18 protein-coding genes are annotated in these 24,368 nt (G+C 66.7%); 7 read left to right on the top strand and 11 right to left on the bottom strand.

The window, feature by feature from the left end:
- Nucleotides 1–21: 21 nt before the first annotated feature.
- From DDZ17_RS01115 to DDZ17_RS01125, 3 genes are read right to left on the bottom strand one after another with little or no spacing between them, the layout of a single operon-like run.
- Complete coding sequence (locus tag DDZ17_RS01115) at nt 22–3,195, bottom strand: AAA family ATPase (RefSeq protein WP_116364118.1); 3,174 nt, start codon at nt 3,193–3,195, stop codon at nt 22–24.
- Nucleotides 3,192–4,346, bottom strand: coding sequence for an exonuclease SbcCD subunit D (locus DDZ17_RS01120; protein ID WP_116364119.1), 1,155 nt, complete (start codon nt 4,344–4,346; stop codon nt 3,192–3,194). The genes DDZ17_RS01115 and DDZ17_RS01120 overlap by 4 nt, the downstream gene beginning before the upstream one ends.
- A gap of 7 nt (nt 4,347–4,353) precedes the next feature.
- On the bottom strand, nt 4,354–4,977 hold the full coding sequence (locus tag DDZ17_RS01125) for a trimeric intracellular cation channel family protein (RefSeq protein WP_116364120.1): 624 nt from the start codon (nt 4,975–4,977) through the stop codon (nt 4,354–4,356).
- 96 nt (nt 4,978–5,073) lie between these two features.
- On the opposite strand from DDZ17_RS01125, the gene DDZ17_RS01130 reads away from it, so the two are divergent.
- Together DDZ17_RS01130 and DDZ17_RS01135 are read left to right on the top strand one after the other, a co-directional pair.
- Complete coding sequence (locus DDZ17_RS01130; RefSeq protein ID WP_116364121.1) at nt 5,074–5,292, top strand: hypothetical protein; 219 nt, start codon at nt 5,074–5,076, stop codon at nt 5,290–5,292.
- Nucleotides 5,270–7,585, top strand: a complete 2,316-nt coding sequence (locus DDZ17_RS01135) for a fatty acid cis/trans isomerase (protein ID WP_241505750.1) — start codon at nt 5,270–5,272, stop codon at nt 7,583–7,585. The genes DDZ17_RS01130 and DDZ17_RS01135 overlap by 23 nt, the downstream gene beginning before the upstream one ends.
- A 6-nt stretch (nt 7,586–7,591) precedes the next feature.
- Here the strand turns inward: DDZ17_RS01135 and sohB are convergent, their stop codons facing one another.
- Together sohB and nudC are read right to left on the bottom strand one after the other, a co-directional pair.
- Nucleotides 7,592–8,713 (bottom strand): protease SohB, encoded by a 1,122-nt coding sequence (sohB, locus tag DDZ17_RS01140; protein WP_116364123.1) that lies wholly within the window; start codon nt 8,711–8,713, stop codon nt 7,592–7,594.
- Nucleotides 8,714–8,728: 15 nt separating this feature from the next.
- A complete protein-coding gene (gene nudC / locus DDZ17_RS01145) occupies nt 8,729–9,544 on the bottom strand; it encodes an NAD(+) diphosphatase (protein ID WP_116364124.1) in 816 nt (271 codons plus the stop codon).
- 173 nt (nt 9,545–9,717) lie between these two features.
- On the opposite strand from nudC, the gene nhaB reads away from it, so the two are divergent.
- Nucleotides 9,718–11,226: a sodium/proton antiporter NhaB gene (gene nhaB, locus DDZ17_RS01150; protein ID WP_116364125.1), complete on the top strand. Its 1,509-nt coding sequence runs from the start codon at nt 9,718–9,720 to the stop codon at nt 11,224–11,226.
- Here the strand turns inward: nhaB and dnaQ are convergent.
- The 3 genes from dnaQ to DDZ17_RS01165 are packed head-to-tail and all read right to left on the bottom strand — an operon-like array spanning nt 11,219 to nt 13,127.
- Nucleotides 11,219–11,941, bottom strand: a complete 723-nt coding sequence (gene dnaQ, locus DDZ17_RS01155) for a DNA polymerase III subunit epsilon (RefSeq protein WP_116364126.1) — start codon at nt 11,939–11,941, stop codon at nt 11,219–11,221. The genes nhaB and dnaQ overlap by 8 nt on opposite strands.
- A complete protein-coding gene (gene rnhA, locus DDZ17_RS01160; protein WP_116364127.1) occupies nt 11,938–12,375 on the bottom strand; it encodes a ribonuclease HI in 438 nt (145 codons plus the stop codon). The genes dnaQ and rnhA overlap by 4 nt, the downstream gene beginning before the upstream one ends.
- Nucleotides 12,372–13,127 carry a class I SAM-dependent methyltransferase gene (locus tag DDZ17_RS01165; RefSeq protein WP_157976382.1) on the bottom strand — a complete coding sequence of 252 codons (756 nt, stop codon included), beginning with the start codon at nt 13,125–13,127 and terminating at the stop codon, nt 12,372–12,374. Before DDZ17_RS01165 ends, rnhA begins: the two co-directional genes overlap by 4 nt.
- A gap of 114 nt (nt 13,128–13,241) precedes the next feature.
- Here DDZ17_RS01165 and gloB point away from each other — a divergent pair, with 114 nt between their 5' ends.
- Genes gloB through DDZ17_RS01180 form a run of 3 tightly spaced genes read left to right on the top strand, consistent with a single transcriptional unit; the run spans nt 13,242 to nt 16,582 of the window.
- A complete protein-coding gene (gloB, locus tag DDZ17_RS01170) occupies nt 13,242–14,009 on the top strand; it encodes a hydroxyacylglutathione hydrolase (RefSeq protein ID WP_116364129.1) in 768 nt (255 codons plus the stop codon).
- 60 nt (nt 14,010–14,069) lie between these two features.
- Nucleotides 14,070–15,437: a LysM peptidoglycan-binding domain-containing protein gene (locus tag DDZ17_RS01175; protein ID WP_116364130.1), complete on the top strand. Its 1,368-nt coding sequence runs from the start codon at nt 14,070–14,072 to the stop codon at nt 15,435–15,437.
- Nucleotides 15,437–16,582, top strand: a complete 1,146-nt coding sequence (locus tag DDZ17_RS01180) for a class I SAM-dependent methyltransferase (protein ID WP_116364131.1) — start codon at nt 15,437–15,439, stop codon at nt 16,580–16,582. The genes DDZ17_RS01175 and DDZ17_RS01180 overlap by 1 nt, the downstream gene beginning before the upstream one ends.
- Here the strand turns inward: DDZ17_RS01180 and DDZ17_RS01185 are convergent, their stop codons facing one another.
- Entirely contained in the window at nt 16,583–17,311 is a 729-nt protein-coding gene (locus tag DDZ17_RS01185) for an NAD-dependent deacylase (RefSeq protein ID WP_116364132.1), read from the bottom strand. It lies immediately after the preceding gene.
- An 86-nt stretch (nt 17,312–17,397) separates the two neighbouring features.
- Between DDZ17_RS01185 and DDZ17_RS01190 the strand changes: the two genes are divergently transcribed.
- Nucleotides 17,398–18,267, top strand: coding sequence for an LLM class F420-dependent oxidoreductase (locus DDZ17_RS01190; RefSeq protein WP_116364133.1), 870 nt, complete (start codon nt 17,398–17,400; stop codon nt 18,265–18,267).
- A 4-nt stretch (nt 18,268–18,271) separates the two neighbouring features.
- On the opposite strand, the gene DDZ17_RS01195 is transcribed toward DDZ17_RS01190, so the two are convergent.
- Together DDZ17_RS01195 and DDZ17_RS01200 are read right to left on the bottom strand one after the other, a co-directional pair.
- On the bottom strand, nt 18,272–21,601 hold the full coding sequence (locus DDZ17_RS01195) for a UvrD-helicase domain-containing protein (protein ID WP_116364134.1): 3,330 nt from the start codon (nt 21,599–21,601) through the stop codon (nt 18,272–18,274).
- A complete protein-coding gene (locus tag DDZ17_RS01200; protein WP_157976383.1) occupies nt 21,598–24,324 on the bottom strand; it encodes a PD-(D/E)XK nuclease family protein in 2,727 nt (908 codons plus the stop codon). The genes DDZ17_RS01195 and DDZ17_RS01200 overlap by 4 nt, the downstream gene beginning before the upstream one ends.
- Nucleotides 24,325–24,368 lie beyond the last annotated feature (44 nt).

Consider the following 24,368-nt stretch of genomic DNA (forward strand, 5'->3'; position numbering starts at 1 on the left):
TCCTTGTGACTGTAACTGTGGCTATAACTGTGACTGTGGTTGTGATTGGGACTGCGCGGCAAAGGGTGACACGACTTGCAGCGAGCTGCCACCGCGGCCGCTGCGAATGTCGATGCGCACGTCCATCTGCTCGCGCAGTTCCGACACGTGGGAGATCACCCCCACGGTGCGCCCGGCCCGCTGCAGCTCCAGCAGGGTGCTGACCGCCAGTTCCAGGGCCTCGGTGTCCAGCGAGCCAAAGCCCTCGTCCACAAACAGGGTGTCCAGGGCGATACCGCCCGCCTGGGCCTGCACCACGTCTGACAGGCCCAAAGCCAGCGCCAGCGCGGCCATAAAGCTCTCGCCGCCAGACAGGGTGGCTACCGACCGGGCATGGCCGGTGTAGTCGTCGTGCACGTCCAACTCAAGTCCGGCGGCGCCGGCGCCGCTGCTTGCCGCGCGCCGCCGGTATAGCTGGTAGCGCCCGGCGGACATACGCCCCAGGCGGATACTGGCCTGCACCAGTACATCATCCAGCAGCACCCCAAGCACATAGCGCTGCAGGCTGACCTTGCCCCCTGCCCGGCCATTGGCGACATCCGCGAGGGTGCCCACCACGGCGTACTCACTGTCCAGCTTACTGTTGCGCTGCTGTTGCTGCGCCAGTTTGCCGGCGGTGGATGTAAGCACCGTGTGGCGGTGCTGCAGGCGCTGCAAGGTGGTCTGGCAATCCTGTCGGGCGGCGTCGGCCTGGGCCAGTGATGCGGCCAGGGCGCTGCTGTCCAGCGCCGGCTGGCCGGCCAGTTCGCGATCAAGGGTGGCCAGTGTGGTGCGGGTTTCCTGCAGGCGCGCGTGGTAGCTCTCCAGCATCGACTGCAGCTGCGCCAGCGCGGCCGGCGGCATGAGGGCCTCGACGCTGGCCTGTTCGCTGTTCGTGCCGCTGGCAAAAGGGCTCGCCGCCAGGGCGGCATCGAAATCACCCCGGGCCTGCCCGGCCGCCGCCTGGCGCTCGGCGGCATTGTCGCGCGCCTGCTGCGATTGCAAGCCGGCAATGCGCAGGGCCTGGCGCGCCTCGGCATCGGCCTGCACGGCGCCCTCAAGGGCGGCCTCCAAGTCGGCGAGTGCCTGCTGCCCCTCAGCCAATGCCGCCTGCAGGGTGTGCCGGCTGCGGGCCACCTCGGGCACTTTGGCCGCCAGCGCCTGGCTTGCGGCAACGGCCTCGGCCTGCCGCTCCCGCGCGCCTTCCAGTGTCAACCGGGCCTGTGTCTCGTCGCCGGCGGCCTTGCTGAGCGCCTGTTCTGCCGCCTGCAGAGCGTTTTGTCGCTCCGGCAGCGCCTGCTGCTGCCGTTGGCGCTCGGCCTGCTGTTCAGTCAGCGCTTGCACGCGTTGAGCCAACGCCTGGGTAGCGTTTCCGGCGCCAGCGGTGCCCTTGTCTTTTATGTTGTCGCTGTCGTTGTCGTTCGGGCTTGCGCTGTCATCGTCACTGCCACCCGACAGCGCCTTCAGCTGGGCCTCCAGCCCGGCAATGCCACTGGCAAGGCCGGCCATCTCTGCATCCATGCCCGCCAGGGCGGCATTCAGTTGGCGGCAGTGCTGTTCCTGCGCCTCGATGCTCGCTTCATCGGGCACGGCGGTATTGCCGCTGGCCTTGTGCGGGTGCTCACGGCTGCCACACACCGGGCAGGGTTCGCCCTCGGTAAGGTCCGCCGCCAGCAGCCGTGCCTGGCCCAGATGCCAGTCACGCCGCAGCCGGGTCAGGGCCTGCTGTGCGCTGTCGAGTGCGATGGCCTGTTGCCCGCGCCGGGCGCCGGTTGTGCTGTGCTGTTGGCGCGCCTGGGCCAGTTCGGCCCTGAGCTGCTCCCGCTGCCGCGCCCGGGCCAGCGCGGACTGGGCCTGGTGCAGGGCCAGTTCCAGGCTGTCACTGGCCTTGAGTGCGCTGGTCAGGCCATCGACCTCGGCGGCGCGCTGGTCGCGCTCGCGCTCCCGCGCCTGCCGCTGGGTCTGGGCCTGGGTCAGGTCGACCTGGGCCTGCTCAAGCGCCTTGGCCCATCGCCCTTGCTGGGCCTCGGTGGCAAGCCACTGCTCCAACAAGGGCTCAAGCCGCTGCAGTTGCTGCACCTGTTCGCGCTGGCCGGTGCGCTCGTCATCGCGCTGGCGTTCGGCGGCAAGGGCGTCGCCGCGCCGGGCGGCTTCAGCCTGGGCTTGCGCCTCTGCCGTTCTGGCCCGGGCGCAGGCGTCATCCGCCTGCGCCGCCGCTGCCACCGCGCGCTGCCAGTGCTCCCGATGCACCTGCAGCTGGCTGGCGGCCACGGCCCTATCGCGCTGTGCCTGCTGGCGCTGGCGCTCTTGCGCCTCGGCTTCCAGCGCGGCCAGGGTTTGCGCTGCCCTGGCGCGGTGCTGGCGCATCTGCTCCAGTTGCCGCGCCAGGGTCAGCCGGGTGGCGCACTGCTCGTAGTCAGACACCGCCTGCCGGTTGCGCTCGCGCGCCTGGTGCAGGGCGGGCTCCAGCGCGCCGAGTTCCTCGCGCAGTGCGTCTTCGCTCTCTATATCGCCCGCGGTGAGAATGCCGGCGATGCGTTCCTGGCCGGCCTCGTAATCGCGGCGAATCTGGCTGGCGGCCTGCTTCAGGCGCTCTTCAATGTGCTTGTAAATGCCGGTCTGGAACAGGTCCTGGAAGATCTTCTCGCGGTCTTTGGAGTCCGCCATGAGCAGTTTGCGAAACTGCCCCTGGGGCAGCACCATCACCTGCCGGAACTGGTCGGCATTCAGGCCGGTGATGTCGCGGATGGCGGCGTTGGCGTCGGTCACCTTCTGCTCCACCAGCAACTGGCCGCCGGCGGTGTCGCCATCCGGGCCCAGCCGGTACAGCTCTGCCCGCGTGCGGTGTTCGGTAAAGCCTTCGCCGCGCTGCTTGGGGCGCGACTGGTCGGGGCTGCGGGTAATCTGGTAGCGCGCGCCGCCCAGTTCAAAGCGAAAGCAGACCTCGGTAAGCAAGTCATCCGGGCTGTGTTGGCAGCGCATTTCCCGCCCTTCCCGCTCGGCCCCGGTGGTTATGCCGTAAAGGGCAAAGCAGATGGCGTCCAGCAGGGTCGTCTTGCCGGCACCGGTGGGGCCGTTGATCAGGAACAGGGGCGAGTGCCCGAGGGCGGCGAAGTCCACCGTCTCGCGGCCGGCGAAGGGGCCAAAGGCCTGCAGGCTCAGGCTGAGGGGCTTCACAGGCTGCCCTCCTGCTGCAGGGCGCCCAGCAGGGAGGCCAAGTAGTCCTGCTGGGCATCGCTCATGGCCTCGCCCTGCACGTGCTGGTAAAAATCCTGGAACAGGCTGTACTGGCTCTGGCGCAGCACATCCCTGCCGGGCTGGGCCGTTGCCGCCTCGCCGTGGGGCGCCTCGCGCAGGGCCTGCAGGGCATTGGGATACACCGCGCGCAGCTTGCCCATCACATCCAGCACGGCGCCGGTATCGCTGAGGCGGGCGCAAATGAAGTCCTCGCTGGCTGGATCGCTGGCGCCGGCGGCCAGCAGCGACTCCAAGCTGCCCTCGATCACGCGCACATCCCGCAGGGGCGTCAGTTCCCGCTGGGTGATGTTGACGCTGGCGTCCTCGCTGATATCCACCAGCGTCACCGATTTGCGCTGGCGCACCTCGGAAAACGAGTATTTGAGGATGGAGCCGCTGTAGCGAATGTGGGGCGCCACCCGCTGCTGGGGGCCGTGGAGATGGCCGAGGGCGGCGTAGGTATAGGGCAAAAAGCGGTCGCCGGCCACCTGGTCTGCGCCGCCAAGGCTCAGGGGGCGCTCGGAATCGCTGGCTTCGCCGCCGGCTACAAAACAGTGGGCCATCACCACACAGGGGTGCTGGCGGTCACGGGTGCGCTCTACCTGTTCGAGCAGGGCACCCACGGCCTCGTCGTGGCTGCCCACCGCCACGCCCAGGCTCTGGCGCACCTGCGCCGGCCCGGCGTAGGGCAGGCCAAACACCTGCACCGTTTGCGCGCCGGTGCGGCCAGCGGCGGTCAAGTGAATGGGGCGCGGCGCCCCAGCCAGGGGGCCGATGATATGCAGCCCGGCATGGCCCAGCAGGTCCGCCGCAAAGCCCAGCCGCTCCGGTGAGTCGTGATTGCCGGCAATCAGCACCACCTGCTTGCCGAGGTCTGCGCACAGCCGGCGCAGGGTGTCACCCAGCAGGGCCACCGCCTCGGCCGGCGGCACGGCGCGGTCGTAAACGTCGCCGGCAATCAGCACCGCGTCCACCGCGTCCTGCTCGGCAAGGGTGATGATCTGCTCCAGCACGTGGGCCTGGTCTGCCAGCAGCGACGTGCCGTGCAGTTGGCGCCCAAGGTGCCAGTCGGAGGTGTGCAGCAATCGCATGGCGGGCTCAGGTGTTGTCGTCGCGGTACTTGGGCAGGCGCCAGTCAAACAGCAGCGCCCCGGCGCGCAGCGCGAAGGCGGCGGCCATACTCAGCGGCAGGGCAATGGCCGCCGTTTGCGGCCACTGGGCCAACAGCGTGAAACTGGTGGAGCCGAGCAGCGCAGCGGTAACGTAGATCTCCGGCCCCAGCAACACCGGCGGCCGGTTGAGCAGGCTGTCGCGAATCAGCGAACCGAAGCTGGCGGTCATCATCCCCATGCCGATGGCGACTATGGCCGGCGCGTCCCAGGCCAGCGCCTTTTGCGTGCCCAGCACGCAGAACAGCGCCAGCCCCAGGGCATCGGCCCACAGCAGCACCCGGCGGCGGGAGTCGAAGCGGTGGGCACAAAACCAAGTGGCGACGGAGGCTGCAATGCACACCCAGAGATAGCTGGTGTCATGTATCCAGAACACCCTGTCGGTATTGAGCAGTAAGTCCCGCAGGGTGCCGCCGCCCACGCCGGTGATGGTGCCAAAGAGCACAAACGTCAGGATATCCATGCGCCGTTCGGCCGCCGCCAGCGCGCCACTGATGGCAAACACGGCCACGCCGAGCAGGTCGAAGGTGTAGATGGTGGTGGCGAGATTCACAAGTTTTTCCTGTTGTTTCGGCCCCGGCTTGCGGTCGGGCGTCGATCATGCCGTGGTATTATCGCCCGTTCCACGTAAGACCGGGTACCGTGCACCATGTCAAAGCCCCTGCTGCTGTCGATTGTCGCCTTTGTGGCGGTTGTCACCCTGGTCGCGGTGCTGGCCATTGTGACAGAGGACGACGCGCAACGCTGCGCCTCCCCCGGCAGGGACGTGGGCGCCGCCGTGCTGGCGGACGCAGAAGGCGACCAGGACGCGCTGGTCAATCGGGCCATTATTGTAAGAGGCAACTGTGAGCAGGACGAGAAAAACTGAATCAACCCACGGGTACTTTTTCCCCCTTCTGCTCCTGAGCCTGCTTTGCATCACCGCGCCACTGGCGCGCGCCGCCGCTGGCAATGCCGGCGCCCAGGCGGCCCATGACATCCTGCAAAACCGCTGCATGGTGTGCCACGGCTGCTACGACGCCCCCTGCCAGCTCAAGCTGGAGGCCCGGCAGGGCCTGGCCCGCGGCGCCAGCAAGGACCTTGTCTACGACGGCGCGCGCTTGATGTCCGCCGACCTCACCCGCCTGTTTGATGACGCCCACAGCGCGCAGGCCTGGCGCGACAAGGGCTTCTTCCCGGTGATTGACGACGAGCAGGCCGAAGACGGCGTGCTCTATCGCATGCTGGCGCTGAAGCAAGCCCATCCCCTGCCCCCGCGCGGGCCAGTGGATGAGAGCTTTGACTTTTCCCTGTACCGCGAGCAGCAGTGTACCCAGCAAGCGGACTTTGACGACTACGCCGAAGACTATCCCCTGTGGGGCATGCCATTTGGCTTGCCGGGGCTTCAGCCCGATGAGCACCAGGTGATGGTCCGCTGGCTCAAGGCCGGCGCACCGCCTGTGGCCCAGGCGGCGTTGAGTGCGCCGATGCAAAAAGAAGTGTCGGCCTGGGAGCGCTTTCTCAATGGCGACAGCCACAAAGAGCGGCTGATGTCCCGCTACCTTTACGAACACCTGTTCCTCGCCAGCCTGTTCCTGGAGGCCAGCGACACGCCGGTCTGGTTTCGCCTGGTGCGCTCCAAAACACCGCCCGGTGAGCCGCTGGAGCTGATCAGCACCCGCCGCCCCTACGACGACCCCGGTGTGCAACGGGTCTACTACCGACTGCAGCGCATGCCCATCACCCCGCTGGGCAAGAGCCATCTGGCCTACCGCTTCGACGCCGAGCGCCGCGACTGGTACCGGCAGAACTTCCTGGTGCCGGACTACACCGTGCCGGAGCTGCCGGGCTACCAGCAGGCGGTGGCGGCCAATCCTTTCAAGAGCTTTGTGGCCATTCCGGTGCCCTCGCGCTATCGCTTCCTGCTGGAAGAGGCCGAGTTCACCATCATGAACTTCATCAAGGGGCCGGTGTGCCGGGGCCAGATTGCCCTTAACGTGATTGAGGATCGCTTCTGGGTGATGTTCCTCAACCCCGACTCACTGGACCCGGAACTGGACGGCGCCTTCCTGGCCCGGGAAAGCGACAACCTGCGCCTGCCGGTCAGTGAAACGGGTACCGCGGTGGATCTGTTCACCTGGCGCGGCTATGCCAAATCCCACGACCGCTACCAGAAGGCCAAGGTTGAATACCTGTCACAGCAGCTGAATCGCAGCAGCCGCAAAATCGGCCTTGAGAGCCTGTGGGACGGCGACGGCGACAACCCCAATGCGGCGCTCACTATCTTCCGCCACTTTGATACTGCCTCGGTGGTCAAGGGCTTTGTCGGCGACACGCCAAAGACAGCCTGGGTGATTTCCTACTCGCTGCTGGAGCGCATTCACTACCTGCTGGTGGCGGGCTTTGACGTGTACGGCGCCGTGGCCCACCAGTTGGAAACCCGCCTGTACATGGATTTTTTGCGCATGGAAGGCGAGCTGAACTTTTTGATGTACCTGCCACCCCAGCAGCGCCAGAAGCTGAGGGACTACTGGTACCGCGATGCCCCCGGCTTTGCCCGCGATCACGTGTTTGCCGACAGCGAACTGATGCGCGAGCGCCCCACCGACCTGAGCTTTGACAGCGACAACCCCAAGGCGGAGCTGCTGTCCACGATGCGCAAGCGCATCCACGGCGCCAGGGCGGAATCCTTCGATTATCACCCCGCCTTTGGCAGAGAGGCCAACAAAGCCCTGGACGCGCTGGTGGCCGGCAGCGGCATCCACAACAGCTTCCTGCCCCAGGTGAGCTTTGTCAGCGTGGTGGGCGGCAAGCAGCCGCAAACCCTGACCCTGCTGCGGGATTCGGGCTACGCCAACATCGCCCTGCTGTTTTTGGAAGAGGAGCGGCGCCTGCCGGAGGAAGACCGCCTTACCGTAGTGAAGGGCTTTATCGGCGAGCACCCCAATCTGTTCTTTGAGGTGCACGAGAAGCAACTGCCCCTGTTTGCCGCTGATATTGCCGCCATGAAGAACGAAGAAGACTGGCACCTGCTGCGCCATCGCTATGGAGTGGCGCGCAATGCGCCCTGGTTCTGGCGCCTGAGCGACCAGTTCCACCAGCAGCTGCTGACCGACCCGCTCTACCGCGGCCTGCTGGACTACAACCGCTACCTGGGCAACCCGGTGTCTGCCGCCAAGTAGCCTGCCTCAGAAATGCGGGCCGTTGCTGCGCTGAAACCAGCGCAGCAGGCTGCGATCCACCGCCCCCTCGGCGGCAACGCCGAGCTTTTCCTGCCAGGCCTTGCGCTGTACGTAGCGCACTTCAAAGATGTCCCAGCTGTCCAGGTGCTGCTGGATATAGGCATCACTGGTCTGTAGCTCGTCGATCAGGCCTTCAGTGAGCGCATTGCGCCCATACCAGACCTCGCCGGTGGCCACTTTGTCCACATCCAGCTGGGGGCGTTGTTCGCGGATGAAGTCCTTGAACAGATCGTGGGTGATCTGCAGTTCTTCCTGAAACTTCTCCCGCCCCTTGTCGGTGTTCTCGCCAAACAGGGTGAGGGTGCGCTTGTATTCGCCGGCGGTCAGCATCTCGAAATCAATGTCGTGTTTTTTCAGCAGGCGGTGGAAGTTGGGCAACTGGGCGAGCACGCCGATGGAGCCGATCACCGCGAAGGGGGCGGCGATTATGCGGTTGGCCACGCAGGCCATCATGTAGCCGCCGCTGGCGGCTACCTTGTCCACCGCCACGGTCAGCTCAATGCCGGCCCCGCGAATGCGCTCCAGCTGGCTGGCGGCAAAGCCGTAGCTGTGTACCATGCCGCCGGGGCTTTCCAAACGCAGCAGCACGGCGTCTTTCTGCCGCGCCTGGGACAGTACGGTGGAAATCTCTTCGCGCAGGTGCTCGCTGGCGCTGGCTTTGATGTCGCCGTCAAAGTTGAGGCAGTACAGGCGGGGCTTCTCGTCGGGATTGCCGTCGGACTTGTCGTCGGGATTGCCGCTCTCGTCGGCGCTGCCCTTCCCTACCTGCTTCTCCGCGTGTTTGGCCGCTTGTTTGGCAGAGCGTGCCCGCGCCTTCTCGGCCTGCTTTTCGGCCTTTTTCTCTGCCTTGGCCTCGGCCTTCAGCGCGTGTTTGTCGATGACGTTGTGGCGCAGGGTCTCGCCCATGCGGCGGTAGCGCTCGTTCAGGTGGCGGACTTCAATATGGCCGTCGCGCTCGCCTTTTTGCCGCTGCCCGAGGGCGACCACGCCCACCAGCACCACAAGAATGGCGACAACAATGGTGACCGCCTGGGCCAGAAACAGCCCGTATTGGGTAAGAAATTCCAAAGTGACCTCTGCCTGTTATTGGTTGAGCGATTGTACGTAGTGGCGAATGAGCTGCCCGGCCACCGAACTGGGTGGCGGCACCTGGGGCAGATCGGTGTAGTGAAACCAGCGGGCATCGGCGATTTCCGTCGGGTCGCAGACAATATCGCCGCCGGCATACTCGGCAAAAAAGCCCAGCATGAGCTGGCTGGGAAAGGGCCAGGGCTGGGAGCTGAAGTAGCGCAGGTTATGGACATCCACACCCACCTCTTCTTTGACTTCGCGCAGCAGGGTGTCCTCGGCGCTCTCGCCAGCTTCGATAAAGCCGGCCAGCGTGCTGTACATGGGCCGGGGAAAGTTGGCATTGCGGGCCAGCAGCAGCTCTTCGCCACGGGTCACCAGAGTGATGATGCAGGGTGAAATACGCGGGTAGTTGATGGTGCGGCAGGGCCGGCAGCGCATGGCCCGCTCGGCGCTATCGAGCTCCATCACTCCGCCGCAGCGCCCGCAGAACTGGTGGTCACGCTCCCAGTTGAGCAGCTGGGCGGCGCGGCCGGCCATGGCGAACAGTGGGTCTTCGACCCGACCGAGGATGCCGTACAGGCTGCCGCGCTGGAAGCGCATCGGGTCCAGGCTGTGGATACTGTCTATCTCCACCGCGTAGCAAGGCTGCTCTTGCCAGTAGCCGACAAACTGCTCGCGCTGGATGATCCAGCCGTTGGTGTGCAGTTCTTCTTCTGCCAGCAGACAGGCCTGGGGCGAGCGAAGGTCGCTCAGTAGTTCGCCGTCCTGGAACACGATGTGCAGAACGCGCTCCCGGTTGGCGGGCGGCTGGTTGTCCAGTCGGAACATGTCGGGCGCTATCTCCGCTCAGCAGTGAGCCGGCTATGGTATGCCCCCACCCGGGTGCCGGCAAGGCCGCCGGCCGCTAGCAGGGAAGCCCAATGCAGTAAAGCGGTTCCCCTTGGCATTTGATCGTGTATAGAATGGCCCGCTAAAAATTTACCAAGGGTTTCAAGCCTGTTATGTCTGAGTCGGTAGCCTCCGCCCTGTGGAAGAATTTCCTCGGGCCCTCCCCCGCCTGGTATAAAAAAACCATTGTCGCCTTCCTGCTGCTGAACCCCGTCTTCCTGTGGGTACTTGGGCCTTTTGTCACTGGCTGGATACTGATTGGCGAATTCATCTTTACCCTGGCCCTGGCCCTGCGCTGCTACCCCCTGCAGCCCGGTGGCCTGCTGGCGCTGGAGGCGGTGGTGCTCGGCATGGCGGCGCCGCAAACCGTGTACGAGGAGGCGCTGGCCAACTTTGAGGTGATTCTGCTGCTTATGTTCATGGTGGCTGGCATCTATTTCATGAAAGAGCTGCTGCTGTGGGTGTTCACCAAGATCCTGCTGCGGGTGAAATCCAAAATCGCCCTGTCGCTGATGTTCTGCTTTGTGTCAGCCTTTTTGTCGGCCTTCCTGGATGCCCTCACTGTCACCGCGGTGCTGATCAGCGTCGGGGTGGGCTTCTACGCGGTGTACCACAAGGTGGCCTCGGGCAAGCAGATCGCCCAGGAAGACGCCCACGACCACGCCGACGACAACACCGTGCACGAAAACCACCGCACAGACCTCGAAGACTTCCGCGCCTTCCTGCGCAGCCTGCTGATGCACGGCGCCATCGGCACCGCCCTGGGGGGCGTGTGCACCCTGGTAGGCGAGCCCCAGAACCTGCTGATTGCCACCGTGGCAGGCTGGAGCTTCCTGAAGTTTGTCACCATCATGGCCCCGGTGACCATGCCGGTGCTGTTCTGCGGCCTGACCACCTGCGTGGTGCTGGAGGCCACCGGCAAGTTTGGCTATGGCGCCAAGCTGCCCGACAACGTGCGCCGGGTACTGGAGGAGTTCCAGGAGCGCGAGGAATCGCGCCGCAACGACCGCATGAACGCCCGCCTGCTGGTACAGGGCCTGGTGGCCGTGTTGCTGGTGGTGGCGCTGGCCTTCCACTGGGCCGCCGTGGGCCTGATCGGCCTAATGGTGATTGTGCTACTGACCGCCTTCAACGGCGTGGTGGAAGAGCACCAGCTGGGCCACGCCTTTGAAGAGGCCCTGCCCTTTACCGCCCTGCTGGTGGTGTTTTTCGCGATTGTCGCGGTCATCCACGAGCAACACCTGTTCACCCCGGTGATCAACGCGGTGCTGGCGATGGATTCGGAAATCCGCCCACCCATGTTCTTCCTCGCCAATGGCATCCTGTCGATGATCAGCGACAACGTGTTTGTGGCGACGGTGTACATCAACGAGGTGAAGGACGCGCTGGATGCCGGCACCATCACCCGGGCGGAATTCGACCAGCTGGCGGTGGCCATTAACACCGGCACCAACCTGCCGAGTGTGGCCACACCCAATGGCCAGGCGGCCTTCCTGTTCCTGCTGACCTCGGCGCTGGCGCCGCTGATTCGCCTGTCCTATGGCCGCATGGTGCTGATGGCCGCCCCCTACACCCTGGTGCTGGGCGGCGTTGGCCTGCTCTGCGTGACCCTGTTTATTTAGCCAATTCCCGCCACAGCACCCTGCCGCCGCTACTGGCGGCAATGGCTTCCAGCTGCGCTTCGTGGGCCGCCAGCTCTTCCGGGCTGGGGGCCGTTACCGGTAGCGGCTGGCGCCCTGCCGGCAGTCGCCGGATGCCCTCGCCGCCCTGGGCGCCACCCTCGCCCTCACCGTCCTGATCCGACAGGGTGAGCATGGTCTGGCCACCGGTCATGGCCAGGTAGACGTCGGCCAGAATCTCCGAGTCCAGCAGCGCGCCGTGCAAATCGCGCTGCGAGTTGTCCACCATGTAGCGGGTACACAGGGCGTCCAGGGTATTGCGCTGGCCGGGGTGCTTCTTGCGCGCCATGGCCAGGCTGTCGATCACACTGCACACCGCGTCCACATCCGGCAGCCCGGCATCCAGGCGCCGCAGCTCGGCGTTCAGAAAGCCGATGTCGAAGGCGGCGTTGTGGATGATCAGCTCCGCACCGCTCACAAAGTCGATGAATTCCCGGGCGATGCGCGCGAACACCGGCTTGTCGTGCAGGAACTCATTGGTGATGCCGTGCACCTCAATGGCGCCCTGGTCCACCTCCCGCTCGGGGTTGATGTACTGATGGTAGTGATTGCCGGTCAGGCGACGATTGACCAGTTCCACACAGCCGATTTCGATGATGCGATGGCCCTGGCTCACTTCCAGGCCGGTGGTTTCGGTGTCGAGTACGATCTGTCTCATGCTTTCATCTCATCGATGCCGCGATTGGCGAGCTGGTCGGCAATCTCGTTTTCACGGTGCCCGCTGTGGCCTTTCACCCAGCGCCAGTCCACCTGGTGGCGCTGGTTCTGCTCGTCCAGGGCCCGCCACAGGTCTTCATTCTTGACCGGCTTGCGGGCGGCGGTCATCCAGTTCTTGGCCTTCCAGTTGGCCAGCCATTTGGTGATGCCATCACGCACGTAAACGGAATCGGTGGTCAAGGTAACGGCGCAGGGCTCCTTCAGTGCCCGCAGCCCTTCGATGGCGGCGGTGAGCTCCATGCGGTTGTTGGTGGTCTGGGGTTCGCCACCGTAAAGCTCGCGCTCCTTGCCCTGGAAGCGCAACAGAGCGCCCCAGCCACCGGGGCCGGGGTTACCCCGGCAGGCACCGTCGGTAAAAATTTCTACAGCCTTCAAGCGGCACTGTCTCCTTTGGATCGTGAGGTTGGGGTCGGACGCGGGGTTGGCACCGGCTTGGGCACCGCCAGGTCGATCAGCCGCGGGCTGCGCGAGCGCTGCACAGGGCGCACCTGGCCGGCCACCTGCTTGATGGCGTGCACCAGGTACACACCACCAATCGGCAGGCCATGGCGGCTGCACCAGGCGTTGGCGGTCTCGATACCCCGGCGCAGGCGGCCGCGTCCCCGGGGCGCCAGGGCAAAGCAGTGATGTACATCCTCCACCTCCAGCCCCAGCAGGTTGAGCCAGTCACCCAGGCGCCAGGTACTCAGGCCGCGGCGCTGGCGCCACAGGGGCGAGCCCAGGCGGGATGACAGCGCCATGCCCATGCCCGGCACACTCGCGGGGTTGAAGCCGATAATAAAAAGCCGGCCCTGGGGGGTGAGCACCCGGTGCATCTCGCGCAGGGCCTGGTGGGGATTAGCACAGAATTCCAGCGCGTGGTGGGCAATCAGTACATCCACACTGTCACTGGCCAGGGGCAGCTCGTCGGCCTGGGCCTGCAGGCCGATGCCCTCGCCCGGGCGAGGGGCAATGGCAATGCGGTGGCGAATCGGGCTGCTGTCAAACAGCCGGTGGCAGCCGGTGACGCCCACCTGGGCCAGGTGGTAGCCAAAGGCGGTGTCCAGCTGAGTGGCCAGTTCTGCGCGCAGGCAATCCAGCAGGTACTCGCCTTTGGGGGCCTGATACCAGGTTTCCAGTTCCGTCAAAATCTCGTTAAACTCTTTCCTCGGCGCGCGGTCAAATAGCCGATGCCGAAGCCCCTGCGGGTGCTTACAGTGCGTCAATGGTACTGGATTTTCAGCTTAATTGAACGGTGCGCCATGCTTTCGATCTCGCCGATTCCGGCGTTCAATGACAATTACATCTGGCTGCTGGAAAAGGCCAGCCAGGCGGTGGTGGTCGACCCCGGTGAAGCGCCGCCGGTGCTACGGGCGCTTGAAGAGCGCGGCCTGCAACTGGCCGGCATCCTGATTACCCACCACCACTTTGATCACGTCGGCGCCCTGCCGGAGCTGCTTGCCATTGCCGATGTGCCGGTGTGGGGCCCCCACAACCCGGCCATCGAGCAGGTGAGCCAGCGCCTTGGCGCTGGCGACCGCGTGACCGTGCTGGGCCACGACTTTGACGTGCTGGAAGTGCCCGGCCATACCCTGGACCACATCGCCTACTTCCACGGCGGCGAGCAACCGCTGCTGTTCTGTGGCGACACCCTGTTTGCCGGGGGCTGCGGGCGCGTGTTCGAAGGCACGCCCGCGATGATGCACGCATCCCTGCAAGCACTGGCGGCACTGCCCCAGAACACCCTGGTGTACTGTGCCCACGAATACACCCTGGCCAACCTCGCCTTTGCCCGCGCGGTGGAGCCCGACAACAGCGCCCTCGCCCAACGGGCAACCCGCGCCCAGGAACTGCGTCAACGCAATGAACCCACGGTGCCCTCCAGCATCGACCTGGAGCTGGCCACCAACCCCTTCCTGCGCTGCAACACCACCGCCCTGCGCAACGCACTCAGCCAGCAGGGGCGCCTGGAAGGCGACTCGGGCGCCGAGGTTTTTGCCACTGTGCGGGCCTGGAAAGACCATTTCTAGCGAAGAAGATACCGTTTGAATTTCAAAGACTTATATCGACTATCTGCAGTCATTTGCAGTATGGCCCTGGCAGCCGGTTGCCAGACCCTAGCACCGGAAACCGCCGGCGATGCCAGCGGCCAGGCCCGCCAATCCGCCCCGCCGGCTGTCGCCGGCAAGCCCCACCCCCGCTCCCCGTCGGTGGTGAGCCCTCTGCCCCGGCGCCCAACGCCCCTGCAACCGGTGGATCAGGACCCGGAAGATCTATGGCAGCGCCTTGGCGACCAGCTCTCCTGGCAAATCGCCAACAACGAGCAGGTGAAGGCCGCGCGGCAATCCTACCTGCGCCAGGACAGCTACCTGGACGTGATCACCGAGCGTTCGTCCCTCTATCTCTATTACATTGCCGATCAGGTAGAGGCCCGGGGCATGCCGGCGGAAATCGCCCTGCTGCCGCTGGTGGAAAGCACCATGGACCCCTTCGCCCGCTCGCCCAACCACGCGGTGGGGCTGTGGCAGATCATGCCGGCCACCGGCGAGCACCTGGGGCTGGCCAGCAACTGGTGGTACGACGGGCGCCAGGATGTGCGCGCCTCCACCCAGGTGGCGCTGGATTACCTGGAATCGCTGCAGGAATACTTTGACGGCGACTGGCTGCTGACCCTGGCCGCCTACAACTCCGGCGCCGGCCGCGTGAGCCGGGCCATTGCCGCCAACGAGGCGGCGGGCAAGCCAACCGACTACTGGTCGCTGCCCCTGCCGCGGGAAACCCGCCGCTACGTGCCCAAGCTGCTCGCCCTCAGCTCCATCATCGGCAACCCGGATCGCTACGGCGTGGAACTGCCCCCGCTGCCCAACGACCCGGCCTTTGTGGTGGCAGACACCGGCGGCCAGATTGAACTCGCCCGGGCCGCGGAGCTGGCCGGAGTGGATGAAGACCTGCTACGGGCCCTGAACCCGGGGCAGCTGCGCTGGGCCACTGCCCCCAACCAGGCCCACGAGCTGCTGCTGCCGCCGGACGCCGCGCCGCGCTTTGAGGAGGCCATTGCCGGGCTCGACAGCGGCAAGCGGGTGAGCTGGCAGCACTACCGCATCCAGCGCGGCGACAGCCTGATTCGCATTGCCAAGCGCTTTGATACCGACGTAGCCATGCTGCGCCAGGCCAACCACCTGCGCGGCAACCTGATCCGCGCCGGCGACACCCTGCTGATTCCCGGCGGCAGCGCCTGGCCGGGCGCCCTGGCCGGCGGAGTTGGCGGCGGAGTGGCCGGCGCGAACGGCGAGCCACGCAGCCACGATTACCGGGTGCGCAAGGGCGATTCACTGCACCGCATAGCCGGGCGCTTCAAGGTATCCATCGACGACATTATCAGCTGGAACGCCCTGAATCCGGGAGCCTACCTGCAGCCCGGCCAGCAGCTGACGCTCTATCTCAGCGACGACGGCTGATGGACGCGGCGGACACCCGCTTTCACACGCCCTTCGGCACCTTCAACCTGCAGCGCTACCCGGCTCGCCCCCGCGAGCCGCTACAAGCCTGGTGCGCCGCAGACAGCCTGTTGCTGGAGGCCGCCGCGGCCCTGGATGCGGGCAGCCGCGCCACCGTTGTTGCCGTGAACGACGACCACGGCGCCCTGGCCCTGCCGCTTGCGGCAAGCGCCCTGTGGACAGACTCGGCCCTCAGCGCCCTGGCGCTGGCAGGCAATGCCGCGCGCAACCAAAGTCCGCTGCCCGCCATTACCTGGAGCGTGGCAACGCCGCCCCCGGCGACCCTGCTGGTGATGCGGGTACCCAAGCAGCTGGCGTTTTTTACCGAACAGCTGGCCCGCATCGCCACCAGCCAGCGCCCCGGCACCCGGTTGCTGGTGGGCGGGATGGACAAGCACCTCTCGCCGCACACCGCACGTTTGCTGGAACAATACATTGGCCCCACCGAACGCCACCGCGGCGAGCGCAAGGCGCGCGTGTTTTCCGCCCGGGTTGGCGGTGGCCGCAGCGGGGGCTGCCAGGCAGAGGATGCCGGTTGGATACGCTATCACTGTCGCCCCCTGGGCGAGGAGCTGCGGGCCCTGCCCAATGTCTTCAGCGCCGACCGGCTCGATGGCGGCAGCGCCCTGCTGCTGGAGGCCATCGGGGCGTTGGCGCCGGTACAGCGCCTCACCGACCTGGCCTGTGGCAATGGCGTGCTCGGCCTGGCCGCCCTGGCGGGCGGGCTCGCCGAATCGGTACTGTTCTGCGACGAGTCGGCCATGGCCATTGCATCGGCCAGGGACAACGCCCAGCGACTGTTCGCTGGCAGAGAAACGTCTGTGCAATTCCATCACGGTGACGGGCTGCTTGAGGCCCAGGCAGCGGCGGCGGACCTCATCCTGTGCAACCCGCCCTTTCACCTGCAGCACACCGTGGATGAATACGCCGGCCGGCGCCTGCTGTCACAGGCCGCGCGGCATCTGACCGACAGCGGGCAACTTTGCCTGGTAGCCAACCGCCACCTGCGCTACCTGCCCCTGCTGCAGCGGCACTTTCATCAGGTGGAGTCGATGGCCGGCGACCGCCGCTTCGGTGTGTGGCTGGCCAGCCGCCCCCGGCGCTGATCAACCCACCCGACCGGCCAGCAGCTCATCCACCAGCAGGCCCAGCTGGTCGGTGGCGCAACCGGTGTAGTGGTGGTGAAAGTAGCCCGCCACATCGCTTTCCTCCCGGTTGACCTCGATGGTGGTGGCACCGGCGCTACGCGCCACCTGCACAAACCCCGCCGCCGGATACACCGCGCCAGAGGTGCCCACCGCCACAAACAGGTCGCAGGCCCGCAGGTGGGCCTCGATGGTGTCCATATAGTGCGGCATTTCGCCAAACCACACGATATCCGGGCGCAGCCCGCCGCGGGCCTCGCAGCGCGGGCATTCAGTGGCACTGTCGAAGGTGGCAAGGGCAACCTGGCGCTGGCCGCAGTGCAGGCACAGCATGGAGCGCAGCTCGCCGTGCATGTGGCACACCTGTTCACTGCCGCCCCGCTCGTGCAGGTCATCCACGTTCTGGGTCACCAGGTACACGCCATCACCCAAGGCTGCCTGCAGGCGCGCCAGGGCCCGGTGGGCGGTGTTGGGCTGTACCTGTGCCAGTTGCTGGCGGCGGGCGTTGTAAAAACGGTGCACCAGCGCCGGGTCGCGGGCAAAGGCCTCGGGCGTGGCGATGTCCATCGGGTCGTGGTTCTCCCACAAGCCGTCGGCATCGCGAAAGGTCGACAGGCCCGAGGCGGCCGAGATTCCGGCCCCGGTGAGTATGACAATTTGATCGATGGCGCGCTGCCGGTAGTAGAGCATGGCGGGAGTGGTCCAGGCTGGGGTGCTAGGGTTTACAGTAACGGCTCTGGCCGCCACTGAACAGATAATAACAGGGAGCAGTTCGCGTGAAGTTTGTCCTTTCCACCTCTTTCAGCACCGTCGCCCACCTCACCCAGCTGGCGCCGGTGGCCGACCGCTGCGGTTGGCACGCCATGTCGTTTTCCGACCATGTGGTGAACCCCGAGCGCATCAACAACCCCTACCCCTACACCGAGGACGGCTCCCGCCGCTGGCAGCCCTTTACCGACTGGCCGGACCCCTGGGTCACCATCGGCGCACTGGCGGCGATTACCGAGAACCTGCGCTTTACCAACAACATTTTTGTGCTGCCCATGCGCAACCCCTTTCTGGTGGCCAAGGCCATCAGCACCGCCGCCATCATCAGCAACAACCGGGTCACGCCAGCCTTCGGTGTGGGCTGGTCGGAAGACGAATTCAGCCTGCTGCAGCAGGACTTTCGCAGCCGCGGCAAGCGCACCGACGAAATGCTGGAGATCATGCGCCTGCTGTGGACGGGGGAAATGGTGGAATACCACGGCGAGCACTACGATTTCGAGCGCCTGGAGATGAACCCGGCCCCGAGCGAGCGCATACCGTTCTGGATTGGCGGCATTTCAAAGCCCGCCATGCGCCGCGCCGCGCGCCTGGCCGATGGCTGGGTGACCGACCTGCAGACCTCCGCGGAAATCATCAACAGCATTGGGCAAATTCACGCCTGGCGCCGTGAGTACGGCCGCGACGGCGAACCCTTCGAGATTATGGCGACCCCCTCCGACGCCTGGGACGTGGACGGCTACCGCCGCCTGCAGGACGCCGGCGTGACCCACATCCTGACCATGCCCTGGGCCTTCTATCACGGCGAGACCGAGGATGTGCAGCTCAAGCAGGATGGCATCCAGCGTTTCGCCGACGACGTGATCGCCCGGTTCGCCTGAGCGCTCAGTCGAGGCTCACCGGCTCCAGGCGCGCCAGGGCAGTGAAATACAGGGCGCAGCGCAGCGGCTCGGTGCCAAGGCTGGCCATGGCGTCGCGGTAACCGGCCAGCTGTTCGCGGTAGCGCGCCACCTCGGCCTGCAGAAACACGTCCACCGCCTGGTGCTCAGGCGGCCGGCTGGATTTGTAATCGACAATCCAGCGCTCGCCGCTGGCGGCGTCCACAAAACTGCGGTCGATGATGATATCCCGAATCAGGCCATCCTCGCGCACCTGGGTCAGGGGCAACTCGCAGCGACTGCCCGGGTGGTCGCTGCTAAGGAGCCAACGCCCCGCCGCTTCGTCCCCCAGGGTGATACGCAGGGCCACCATCACCCGCTCTACCCCCTCGGCCAGCGCGGCACCGGCAAGGCCGAGGTTGGCCAGCGCCCAGCGGCTGAAGGCCGCTTCCTCCGGGCCGGGCGCTGGCGGCAGCACCGCAAGGCCCGCCAGGCGTTCCAGGTTCTGGTGAATCACCGTGCCCACGTGGCGATCCAGGCGGTTGTGGGCCGGCTGCGGCAGGTTGCCGACCAGGGCGGTGTTGAACTCACCCAACGGCGGCGCTGATGGCGGCAGGCTGCGCTGGCGCAGCAGGTTGTCGGTCTCGCTGGCGGCGGCCGCTGTACCCGCCGCCTGGGCACTGGCCGCAATTACCTGGGCCGTCTCAAACACGGCGGGCCAGATGGTGGCCAGCAGGCTCTGGGCGCCCGGCTCGCTGACGCCGTCGCCCTTGCTGTTTTCGCCAAGGCAGGCGCTCAGGGTGAGACGGCGAATGGCCCGGGTGGCCCCCACGTAGAGCAGGCGGGTATTTTCCAGCAGGCGCTTGCGCTTGCGCTGGCTGGCCAGGTAGTTGTAAAGCCCGGCGCTGCCACTGTCGCTGTGATCATCCGCCGCCAGCAAAAAGCCGCTGGCGCCGCCGCTTGTGGTGATTTCGTCCCACAGGAACAGGGCGCGCTCGTCGCTGCGGCTGCCCTTGCCCAACGCGGGAATGAACACATGGTCAAACTCCAGCCCCTTGGCTTTGTGCAGGGTCATGATCTGGACCCTGGCCCCCGCGCCGCCGGCATCGGCGTACAGGCGCTCCAGTTGGGTCGCCAGCCAGTGCACATCCAGCACCCGCCCCTCCAGCTCGCCCTGCTCCAGCAGTTGGAAGAAACGCTCGGCGTCGTTCAGCAGCGCGGCAGAGGCCGCCGTTGACGGCCCGCCCAGGCGCAGCCACAGCAGCTCCAGCCAGGCCCGCTGGGCCAGCCGGTCGCGCTGCGCCTCGGCCCAGGCCATGGCGCCGGCCAGGCGGGCCAGGGCCTGCTGCCCGCTCTCGCTCAGGTCGCTGCATAGGCGCTCGTCCTGCGCCGCGGCAAGCACATCGCCAGTGGCGCGGGTCAGGAAGGTGTGCAGGTCTGCCAGGCACAGGCCGCAGAATGGGCCACGCAGCAGCGCCGCCCAGGCCACCCGGTCGGCGCGGTTGGCCAGGGCGCGCACCAGGCTCATCAAATCCATGATCACGGTGGACTGGGACAGGCGATCCATATCCTGTGCGGCAAAGGCAATGCCGCGCTCCCGCAGCTCCTGCACAAAGGTCTGCAACTGGGGCCGGCTGCGCCCCAGGATGGCGATGCTGCCGGTGTCGTCCTCCGCCAGGGCGGCGGCCACACCGTCGCACAGGGCGGCCACTTCCGCGTGGCTTGCCTCCTCGCCGTGAAATACCTGCACGCACACGGCATCAATGGCCCCGGCGGGCTTGACCGCCTCGGCGGTGCTGAAGGCCACTTCGCCGCGGCCGATGTTGTCGCACGACGGAAAGGCCCGGGCGAAGGTGGCATTCACCCAGGCCACCACGCCCGCCTCGGAGCGGAAGTTGCTGCGCAGCTCCAGGTAGCGCGGCACCACGCCGTTAAAGCCCCGGTCGCGTGCGCTCAGGAACAGGCCAACGTTGGCGTCGCGAAAGCCGTAAATGGACTGCATGCCATCGCCAACAATCATGAAGGTGCGGGGGCGCTCGGGCTGGGCTTCGTTGTGCTCGGCCCAGCCCCGGGTGAGGCGCCGCAGCAGCTCGTACTGGTTGATGGCGGTGTCCTGGAACTCATCCACAAGTATGTGCTCGATGCGATAGTCCAGGCGCAGGGCGAGGTCGGTCGGCGCGTCGTCATCGCCCAGGGCCTGCAGGGCGGACTGGGCCACCTGGCTGTGGTCGACACTGCCGTGGCGCTCAAACACCAGCAGCAGCTGGGCGGCCAGCACCGGCAGCACCCGGGTCAGGTGGACCACCAGTTGCCAGCTGTCGCTGTCCTCCCCCGGGGTGGGCAGCAGGGTGGCCTCCAGCAGGGCCTCGTCCAGCCCCGCGCACCCGCCAAGTTCGCCCAGCACGGCCTGCATGCGTGCTTTCATCTCTGCAGGCCGGCCCTTGCCGGTGGGAAAGCCCTCGGTTTTGGTAATGCGGCTGCGCCATTTGCCATCCCGGGTCAGCAGAAAGTGGCGCAATTGCTGCCAGGCGGGCAGGTCCGGCACGCAGGCAGCAGGTGCGCCGGCTGGGGGCGCTTCCCCCTTTTGTTCGGCGGCAAAGCACTGCAGTTCGTACAGTTCGCCAAGGAAGGGGCCCAACTGCTGCTGGAGCGCCTGCAGGGCGTCCTCCACCATGCCCGCCACCAGGTCTTCCAATGCCGCCTGGGCGGCCACCGGGTCGCGGCCCACGCCCAGATAGGTGAGCCACTGTTCGCGCCGCCCCAGCAGGCTTTTCAGCAACTCGGCCAGGCGGTCCCAGTGGTTGTTGAAGTGCAGCATCAGTTGCTGCAGGTCGCCCACCACCGGGTGCTGCGATTCCAGCATGGCGAACAGCTCCGCCACCGCCTCGGCATAGAGCGGCTCGGCGTCATCCACCGCCCGAACCTGGGCACCGAAATGGCTGAGCACGGGCATCTGCCGGGTCAGGGCGCCGCAAAAGCCGTCGATGGTTCGAATGCCGAGCCGCGCGGGGTTGGCCATGAGCTGCCAGTGCTGCTGGCGGTCAACCGCCAGGGCCGCCGTGGCCAGGTCACGGGTGCGCTGCTGGTGCGGGCTGGCGCAGGGCTCGCCGGCGCGCGCTTCGCGCAGGGCCTGCAGCACCCGCTCACGCATTTCCGCGGCTGCCTTGCGGGTGAAGGTAATGGCAAGCACCTGTTCGGGGCGCTCCACCCGCGCCAGCAGGGCCAGAAAGCGCTGGATCAGCAGCTCCGTCTTACCGGAACCGGCCGGAGCGCTCACGCAAAAGCTGTGCAAAGGGTCCAGCGCCGCTTCCCTTTCGGCGGCATCAACAATGCTCACGCTTCGTCCTCCTGCGTGTTATGCAGCCTGTTTTCACGCGAATGCTCCGGCATCGCCGCCTCGACCCGGCAGACGCTCTGCAAGCCGCAATAGGTGCAGCTGTTGCTGTTGATGGGGTCGACACGGGCCTCCCCGGCAAGAAAGTCATCGGCCAGGTGCTGCAGTGTGGCCTGCCACTGATCCAGCAGCGCCGGCCAGTTCTCCAGCGGTTCTTTGCGGCGGGTGGCGCGGGCGATGTCGTCGCTGATACCCGGGGCCACCGCCCGCGCGCCCAGCCCTTTGTAGGCGGCGCTGCGCGCTTTGACATGGCCAAAGGCCAGGGCCTCCACCGGTTGCTGGCTGGCCATGCTGTACAGGGGCAACTGGGGCTGGGTGGGGCGCTGGCCGAGCCAGTGGCTCGCCTCACAGCTGCCGGTTTTGTAGTCGATGATGGTGACGGCGCCGTCTGCGGCACCGGCGACTTCAGCCCCGACGCGGTCGATGCGGTCCACCTGCAGGTGCAGGTGCAGTGGCCCCAGGGCGATGTCCTGGCGCTGCTCCCGCGCGATAACCGCAAAGGGCTCGCGCTGGCGCTCCAGTGCCAGCCACTCCTGCAACAGGGTGTGGAGATAGCGCTGCTCCTGGGCGATGCAGGCGCTGCCCACCGCCAGGCGCCGTGCGGTGGGCAGCGCGTCGATGGCGGCCGCGGCGGCCCGTGCCAGCAGCTGCGACTCGGCAGCGGCGTCAAGGGCCGCCAAGGCGGCGGAGGTTTCCAGTTCGCCCCAGATGACAAACAGGGCCTGGTGAACCAGGGTGCCCCGCTCGGCGGCGTTCAGGGCCAGGCTGGGTTCCGACAGCGCCTGCAGGCGCAGCCGGCGCCGGGCAAAGGCGCGAAAAGGACAGTGGGACTGATCCTCAATCAGCCCGCTGCCGCCGCCGGTACGGGCCAGTTCTTCGGCATCCGGCGCCGGGGCGCTGTGGTCTGCCAGCCATTCGATGTCGCGCTCCTGCCATTGTTGCAGCCAGGCCCCTGGCGGGCCCGCTTCGGCCGCGTCCTGTTGCCAGGTAAAGTCCTCCAGCAGCGCGCTGGGCAGCTCCGGTGCGCCGTCGATGCTCTGGCTGTAGCTGGCAATCAGCGTGCGGCTGCAGGCCCGGTACTGCTGCAACAGGCTGTGGGCGTAGCGCCATTCCCGCTCGGCGCTGGCGTGAGGCATGGCGCATTCGCGCTGTAATGACAGGGGCAGGAAGGGGTTGGGCCGCGCCGGCGCCGGCCACTGGCTGGCCTGCATGCCGCACAGCCAGAGAGCATCGAACTCAAGGCCCGCTGCCTCCAGCGGCCCCAGTACCTGGATACGGCTGTCTTCGGTGCGCGGCTGGAAACTGGTGTCCTGGCAGCACTGGCGCAACAGCCCCAGCGCGTCGGCAAAGCCCAGCGGGCCGCACACCGCGTCGAAGGCGCCCAGTGCGTCCAGCTGCCGGTAGGCCTCTTCCACCTGCTGGTATTCGAGCGAGTCCAGCCCGCCCTCCCCCGGCCAGCCCCACAGGGCGAGCAGTTGGTGGAAGCGCTCCGCCCACTGCGAAGGCAGTGCCGGCTCGCGCAATGCCCGCTGGCCGGCGCAGTCCAGCAGAATGTGGCCCAGGCGCAGGTCTTTGGCCAGGTTGCGCAGGGCGCCGGCTTCGATGGTCTCGCGGCCGTGGTCGTGCAGGCGAGTGACAAACGCCAGTCCCTCGGGGCTGTAGCGATCCGGCAGCTGCAAAAAACGCGAGCGCAGCAGGGCCAGCACGCGTTGCACGGGCGCCGGGGCATTCACCGCCGCCAGGGCCGCCAGCGCATCACGCACCACCGGCACCTCGGCCAGTTGCCAGCCGGTGGAGAAGTTCACCGGCAGCGCCGCGTAGTTGGCATCCAGGCAGTCGAATTCGCGCCGCAGCAGGTATTCCAGCCGCTGCCGGTCACCGCGCATATCGTCGAGCACAATGCCGATACTGGCGCCGGCGTGCGCGTCGTAGGTGACTCGGGCCCAGCGCGCCACTGCCTGCAATTCGCTATTGCGATCGGCAAAGGCCCTGGCCTGGCAATCCGCCACCGGGGCCGGCTGGGGCAGTTCGGCAACTTCGGCGCAGGCATGGGTTAACGCTGTGCGCAGCAGGGGTGGCACGTCATCGAAGGCAATCAACAGCGCGCGCGGCCGGTTGCCTTGCGCCAGTGCGGCGCCCTGCAGGGCGGCAATCACATCAAGGCCTGTGGCCAGGCCCCCGTCCGCCAACCGCGCCTCAAAGGCGTCCAGCCAGCGCAAAAAGGTGGCGCAATCGGTATCCAGGCGAAAGCGGGCGGCAATGCCCGCCGCCTGGCGATCCACCTGCCAGCGCAGCAACTGGTTGCGGGCCTGCTGCGCCTGGCTGGCGGCGGCCTGTGATTGCAGCAGGCTGTAGTCACCCTGCTGCTGATCCTGCTCAATTACCTGGCGCCACAGCAGCAGGGCCTGTGACGTCTCCAGCAGTTGGCGGCGCAGTGGGGGCTGCTGCCAGGCGGCCTGTTGCCAGCGCTGCACCAGCCAGCTCTCTGCGGGATACACCGGCAGTGGCGACCAGGCGCGCAGGCCCGCAGTGCGCTGGCGCGCATCCCATTCGGCCTTGATCCGGCGCGCCAGGCGCAGGTTGGGGGTGAGCAGCACATAATCCTGCTGGATATAGGGCAGCAGCGGCTCAAGGTCATAGCGTGAGCCGGCGGTATCGCGCGCCAAAGGGCGTCCTCCTTGATCTGGCGGGTGCCGGGCCATTCTACCCA

It is taken from the genome of Parahaliea mediterranea, from assembly GCF_003402235.1.
Classification (GTDB): domain Bacteria; phylum Pseudomonadota; class Gammaproteobacteria; order Pseudomonadales; family Halieaceae; genus Parahaliea; species Parahaliea mediterranea.